General features: G+C 60.2%; 8 protein-coding genes. 5 read left to right on the forward strand and 3 right to left on the reverse strand.

The window, feature by feature from the left end; translation table 11 throughout:
* The first annotated feature begins 57 nt into the window (after window positions 1–57).
* From dapF to AC1DTN_RS08385, 5 genes are read left to right on the forward strand one after another with little or no spacing between them, the layout of a single operon-like run.
* Window positions 58–960, forward strand: a complete 903-nt coding sequence (gene dapF, locus AC1DTN_RS08365; RefSeq protein ID WP_477920381.1) for a diaminopimelate epimerase — start codon at window positions 58–60, stop codon at window positions 958–960.
* A complete protein-coding gene (gene mtaB, locus AC1DTN_RS08370; RefSeq protein WP_477920383.1) occupies window positions 957–2,231 on the forward strand; it encodes a tRNA (N(6)-L-threonylcarbamoyladenosine(37)-C(2))-methylthiotransferase MtaB in 1,275 nt (424 codons plus the stop codon). Before dapF ends, mtaB begins: the two co-directional genes overlap by 4 nt.
* Window positions 2,232–2,246: 15 nt before the next feature.
* The gene (ftsY, locus tag AC1DTN_RS08375; RefSeq protein ID WP_477920384.1) at window positions 2,247–3,803 is read left to right on the forward strand and encodes a signal recognition particle-docking protein FtsY; all 1,557 of its coding nucleotides are present in this window, start codon (window positions 2,247–2,249) and stop codon (window positions 3,801–3,803) included.
* Window positions 3,804–3,862: 59 nt separating this feature from the next.
* Complete coding sequence (locus AC1DTN_RS08380) at window positions 3,863–4,507, forward strand: septation protein A (RefSeq protein ID WP_113319771.1); 645 nt, start codon at window positions 3,863–3,865, stop codon at window positions 4,505–4,507.
* On the forward strand, window positions 4,504–5,091 hold the full coding sequence (locus AC1DTN_RS08385) for a DUF2585 domain-containing protein (RefSeq protein WP_439016800.1): 588 nt from the start codon (window positions 4,504–4,506) through the stop codon (window positions 5,089–5,091). Before AC1DTN_RS08380 ends, AC1DTN_RS08385 begins: the two co-directional genes overlap by 4 nt.
* Before the next feature lie 42 nt (window positions 5,092–5,133).
* On the opposite strand, the gene AC1DTN_RS08390 is transcribed toward AC1DTN_RS08385, so the two are convergent.
* The 3 genes from AC1DTN_RS08390 to AC1DTN_RS08400 all read right to left on the reverse strand — a co-directional run.
* Entirely contained in the window at window positions 5,134–5,742 is a 609-nt protein-coding gene (locus AC1DTN_RS08390) for a DsbE family thiol:disulfide interchange protein (protein ID WP_477920385.1), read from the reverse strand.
* Window positions 5,739–5,909 carry a heme exporter protein CcmD gene (ccmD, locus tag AC1DTN_RS08395; RefSeq protein WP_477821925.1) on the reverse strand — a complete coding sequence of 57 codons (171 nt, stop codon included), beginning with the start codon at window positions 5,907–5,909 and terminating at the stop codon, window positions 5,739–5,741. The genes AC1DTN_RS08390 and ccmD overlap by 4 nt, the downstream gene beginning before the upstream one ends.
* A gap of 2 nt (window positions 5,910–5,911) precedes the next feature.
* A partial coding sequence (locus AC1DTN_RS08400) for a heme ABC transporter permease (protein WP_477920386.1) occupies window positions 5,912–6,509 on the reverse strand: 598 nt, incomplete at its 5' end.

Here is a 6,509-nt window from a genome sequence, read left to right on the forward strand (position 1 = left end):
CTGGTAATCCCCGAGCATTTCCGCCATATACAGCCAAAACGCAGCGGAAATAGTCAGATGAGTAACACGGTCGAATTCGCGAAGATGAACGGGCTTGGCAACGAGATCCTGGTTGTCGACATGCGTGGGCGGACCGACAAGGTGACGCCGCAGGCGGCGATCGCACTCAATGCCGATGCTGAGACGCAATTCGATCAGATCATGGCGATCCATGATCCGAAGGTCCAGGGAACCGACGCATATATCGACATCCTCAATTCCGATGGCTCGAAGGCGCAGGCCTGCGGCAATGGTACGCGTTGCGTCGTGCAGGCGCTGGCCGCCGAGACCGGCAAGAAGGCCTTCACCTTCCAGACGGTCGCCGGCATCCTGAACGCAGTCGAGCATGAGGATGGCACGATCTCCGTCGATATGGGCCGGCCGGTTTTCGAATGGAATCGTATTCCACTCGCGGAAGAATTTCACGATACGAGCCGCATCGAGCTGCAGATCGGGCCGATCGACAATCCGGTGCTGCATTCGCCTTCGGCCATGTCGATGGGTAATCCGCATGCGATCTTCTGGGTCGACCGCGATCCGATGAGCTTCGATCTCGAACGTTTCGGGCCGCTGCTCGAAAACCATCCGATGTTCCCGGAAAAGGCCAATATCACGCTGGCGCAGGTCATCTCGGATTCGGCGCTGCGGACACGCACCTGGGAGCGCGGCGCCGGCCTGACGCTTGCCTGCGGTTCGGCTGCCTGTGCCTCTGCCGTCAGTGCTGCGCGCACCGGCCGCACCGGCCGCAAGGTGACGATCGACGTCGCCTCCAGCCCGATCCGCCAGCCGCTGGTCATCGACTGGCGCGAGGATGACCATGTTGTCATGACCGGCCCTGCCGAATGGGAATGGTCCGGTGCGCTCGATCCTTCGACCGGCACATGGTCTCGCGATGCCGAACGTGGGGCGGAAGCGCGGTGAGCGGCGTCGAGGTCATTACCTTCGGCTGCCGTCTCAATACCTATGAATCCGAAGTCATGAGATCGCAGGCGGAAGCGGCCGGGCTCAACAATGCCATTCTGGTCAATACCTGCGCCGTGACCGGCGAGGCCGTGCGCCAGGCCCGCCAGGCGATACGCCGCGCGCGCCGCGACAATCCGCATGCCCGCATCATCGTCACTGGCTGTGCCGCCCAGACTGAAAAGCAGACCTTCGCGGAAATGGCCGAGGTTGATGCCGTGCTCGGCAATGAGGAGAAGCTGAAGGCTGCCTCTTATCGCGCGCTTCCGGATTTCGGCGTTTCGGCGGAAGAGAAGCTTCGTGTCAACGATATCATGAGTGTGCGCCACACCGCGCCACAGATGGTCAAGCATATTGACGGCCACGTGCGCGCCTTCATCCAGGTGCAGAACGGCTGCGACCATCGCTGCACATTCTGCATTATCCCCTATGGCCGCGGCAATTCGCGTTCGGTGCCGATGGGGGCCGTGGTCGATCAGGCCCGCAATCTCGTTGACAGCGGCTATCGCGAGATCGTTCTGACCGGCGTCGATGCTACCAGCTATGGCGCAGATCTTCCCGGCGAGCCGACGCTTGGTCTGCTCGCAAAGGCACTGCTCAAGCAGGTGCCTGACATACGCAGGCTGCGGCTATCGTCGATCGACAGTATCGAGGCCGATCGCCATCTCATGGACCTCATCGCGGACGAACCGCGTTTCATGCCGCATCTGCATCTTTCCCTGCAGCACGGCGATGACATGATCCTAAAGCGCATGAAACGCCGCCATCTGCGTGCCGATGCTCTGCGTTTCATCGAAGACGTGCGCCGGCTGCGGCCGGAGATAAGTTTCGGCGCAGACATGATCGCCGGCTTCCCGACGGAAACCGAAGCGATGTTCGAGAACGCGGCGCGCCTCGCCGAAGAAGCCGACATCGCGCATCTGCACGTCTTCCCCTACAGCCCACGGCCCGGCACGCCTGCCGCGCGCATGCCGCAGCTCGATCGCTCGCTCATTAAGGATCGCGCCGCTCGCCTCCGCGCCACTGGACAGATGCTGCACCAGCGCCATCTGGACAAGATGGTCGGAACGGGGCAATGGCTGCTGGTGGAAAATAACGGTCTTGCCCATACGGAAAACTTCACGCTTGTCACTGTCCCCGGTCTTCGCCCGCGCGATATCGTCGAAGCGACGATATCAGGCCACGACGGCAAGCATCTCCACATGCAATTGACGGCTGCCGCGGCGGCCTGACTTCACGGACGGCTCATGGCGCTCAGTTTCATCAAAAAGGTCTTCACCTTCGGCAAGCCGGCGGAAGAGCCTGTGCCGGAGGCAGTTGAAAGGGAGCTGGAGCCGCGCTCGCGCGACGAAGATCTGCCAGTTGCTGACGATCCAGTTCTTGCCGAGGAGATGGACACGGCTGGCGGACCTGCGGCCGATCTCGATGAAGCTGTAGCAGAACAGGAGCCTATTGAAGGCGAGCCGGAATTGCTCCCGATCGMCGATGATCTGAGCGATATGGGTGTCGTGCCCTTGTCGCTGCTGGAAGCCGAAGCGGAAGCGGCTGCAGATGACGTCGCGGTGGCACCCCCCTCTGTCGCTTCGGGACATCTCCCCCACAAGGGGAAAGATCATTTGGAGGATGATGCTGCCGTAAGAGCGGAAGGCAGGGTCGAGCCAACTGAGACATTTCCAGAAGAGATTCCGACTCGCGACGCCCTGGAAATTTCGGCTGAGCTAGAGCAGGATTCTAGTTCCATGCCGATCTCCCCTCTTGGGGAAATGTCCGGCAGGACAGAGGAGGGTGCCACTTCCGACAGGTCGGCACCGAACCCCATCCTTCCCAAAGGCTTCGCCACCGGACCGGCCGCTGAACCGGAACCGGTAGCCGCGCCGCAGCCGAGACTCTCCTGGTTCCAGCGCCTGCGCAATGGTCTGGCGCGCACCTCCTCGCAGCTTACTGGCCAGATCACCGCACTCTTCACCAAGCGCAAGCTTGACGACGAGACGCTTCAGGATCTCGAAGACCTGCTCATCCAGGCCGACCTCGGCGTCGAGACGGCTATGCGGGTGACCGATACGCTCGCTTCGGAGCGTTACGGCAAGGATGTGACCGGTGAAGATGTCAGCCGTATCATGGCGAACGAAATCGCTAAGGTGCTGAAGCCGGTCGCCAAGCCGCTGCAGCTCGATCTTTCGCATAAGCCGCATGTGATCCTCGTTGTCGGCGTCAACGGCACCGGCAAGACGACGACGATCGGTAAGCTTGCGGCGAAGCTATCCGGCTCCGGCCTGAAGGTGATGCTGGCGGCTGGCGATACGTTCCGTGCTGCGGCCATCGAGCAGCTGAAGATCTGGGCCGATCGCACCAAGTCCGAATTCATCGGCACCAAGCTCGGTGCGGATGCGGCAGGCCTTGCCTATGATGCCTTCGAGCAGGCGAAGGCCAGGAAATGCGATGTGCTGATCATTGATACGGCCGGCCGCCTGCAAAACAAGGCGGAACTGATGGCCGAGCTGGACAAGATCGTGCGCGTGCTCGGCAAGCTCGACCCGGATGCGCCGCACACCGTTCTCCAGACGCTCGATGCGACGACGGGCCAGAACGCGCTCAATCAGGTGGAAATCTTCCGCAATGTCGCCGGCGTCAGCGGGCTGATCATGACCAAGCTTGACGGCACGGCGCGCGGCGGCATTCTGGTAGCGATCTCCGCCAAGCATAAGCTGCCAGTCTATTTCATTGGTGTCGGGGAAGGGGTCGACGATCTCGAACCGTTCGAGGCAGAGGATTTTGCGCAGGCCATTGCCGGCATTGGCCAATGATGCCACAGATTAGCCGTTGATGGCTTGCATGCATTGCAAAAAAGCAGGTTTGAAGAAGCATGACGACTGAAAGCGATATTACCCCCAGCGCCGCAGACCGGCATCATCCGCTTCTGAAACTGGCGCTGGAACTCGGACCGCTTATGGTCTTTTTCTTTGCCAATCTGCGTGGTGAATGGCTTGTCGCGCGTTTTCCGGCATTGGCCGAACTCGGCGGTCCGCTCTTCGTGGCGACCGGGCTGTTCATGGGCGCAACTATTCTCTCGCTGGTGGTTTCCAAGATCATGCTCGGCCATCTGCCGATCATGCCCTTCGTTTCGGGCATCGTCGTGTTGATCTTCGGTTCTCTGTCGATCTGGCTGCAGAACGAAACCTTCATCAAGATGAAGCCGACGATCGTCAATGCGCTCTTCGGTTTTGCCCTGCTTGGCGGCCTCGCCTTCGGCAAGTCGCTGCTCGGCTATGTCTTCAACGCCGCCTTCCAGCTCGATGCCGAAGGCTGGCGCAAGCTGACGATCCGCTGGGGTATCTTCTTCCTATTTCTTGCGGTGCTGAACGAAGTCGTCTGGCGTAATTTCTCGGATAATTTCTGGATTACCTTCAAGGTCTGGGGCACGATGCCGATCACCATCATCTTCACCATGGCGCAGATGCCGCTGGTGCTGAAGCACAGCATTTCCACCGAGGCTGAAAGCGAAAAGTGACTGTTATCGAGGGCACCGACCGGTCACGGCATCAGATCTTCTGGTTTTCCGCCTGCCTTGCGGTGCTGGTCGCGCAGATCGTTGCCGAATATCTGATGGGCCGGGTCCCGATCTGCACTTGCGGCTATGTCAAGCTGTGGGAAGGCACGGTCAATTCCAGCGGCAATTCCCAGCACCTGTCCGACTGGTACACGCCGTCGCATATCATTCACGGTTTCCTGTTCTACGGGCTGGCGCATCTCGTGCTACGAGGCAAGCCGTTTGCGGCGCGCCTGCTCCTGGCTGTTCTCATCGAATCCGGCTGGGAGCTTCTGGAAAATTCGCCTCTGATCATCGATCGCTACCGCACGGCGACGATCTCGCTCGACTATTACGGCGACAGCATCATCAATTCGGCCATGGACACGATCTTCATGGCCATCGGCTTCTTTTTCGCCTCGAGAGCGCCTGTGGCGCTGACCGTTGCCATTGCCATCTTCTTCGAGATTTTCACCGGTTATATGATCCGGGACAATCTCACGCTGAATGTGCTGATGCTGATCTGGCCGGTCGAAGCGATCAAGGTCTGGCAGGGCGGTGTTTAGAGCCTTTCCTGGTCAGAATTCTGCAATCTCACCAGGAAAACTCTAGGAAAGCGGCTTGCCCAGTGCCTTTTCCATTGCTGGAAAAAGACCTTCCTTTAGGCTGATATCGTCGAAGGGGCCGACACGCTTGTAGATGATCGTGCCATCGGGCGCGACAAGATAGCTTTCCGGAATGCCGTAGACGCCCCAGTCGATCGCCGCCTTGCCGTTCGGGTCGACGCCGATGGCGTGGTAGGGATTGCCGAGTTCACCGAGGAAACGCAAGGCGTTCTCGTTCTTGTCCTTGTAGTTGATCGCGACGATGTTCAGCCGCCCATTCTCGGCAAGCTGCTTGAGAAGGGGATGTTCATCGCGGCAGGGAATGCACCAGGAGGCGAAGACGTTGACGAGGGTGAGCTTGCCCTTGACCGCTTCATCCGTCAGCGCCGGCAGATTGGAGCCTTCGAGCGGCGGCAGGTTCAGCGACGGCGCCTTGGTGCCGATTAAAGCCGAGGGAATTTCGGCGATATTCTTGCCATGAAAATCCTGGTCGTAGAGCATTTTGGCTGCCGTTGCTGCGATGCCGCCGAAGACGAGCAGCGGGATCAGGGCAAGCGCATAGCGACTGACGCTGCGGCTTTTCGGCCTATTCTCTTGTGGAGCCGCAGTCATTCGTCGTCCTTCGGTCTGGCGGAACGGCGACGGATACCGGCGGCTTCAAGCGCTGCCAATTCCTTCTGGCGTGCACGCCCGTCAGTCCAGGTCCAGAGCGTCACTGCGATCGTCACTACAGCGGCAAAGCCATAGGAGCCGTAGACGTAGAAGGCGTAGGAGCCCATCGTCAGTCCTCCCGGCTTGCCATGCGGGCGGCCATGCGGCGCTGGGAGGCGATGCGGCGGCGCCAGATCTCGTTTCTCATCGCCATCAGATGCAGCGTGAAGAAGAGCAGGGTGAAGGCGATCGCCATGATCAGCAGCGGGCGCAGGAATTCCGGATCGATCGCCGGTCCATCGAGGCGCAGGACGCTTGCAGACTGATGCAGCGTGTTCCACCAGTCGACCGAAAACTTGATGATCGGAATATTGACGAAGCCGACGAGAATGAGGACGGCGGTGACGCGCGCAGCCTTCGAGGGCTCATCCATGGCGCGGTTCAGCGCGATCAGGCCGAGATACATCAGGAAGAGGATGAAGACGGAGGTCAGCCGCGCATCCCAGACCCACCATGTGCCCCACATGGGCTTGCCCCAGAGTGAGCCGGTGACGAGTGCAAGGAGCGTGAAGGCAGCGCCGAGCGGAGCTGCGGCCTTGGCCGAAACATCCGCCAGCGGATGGCGCCAGACGAGCGTGCCGATCGCTGAAATGCTCATGATCGTATAGCACATCATGGAGAGCCAGGCGGAGGGCACATGCACATACATGATGCGCACGGTCTCGCCC

It is taken from the genome of Rhizobium sp. 01T444, from assembly GCF_056398305.1.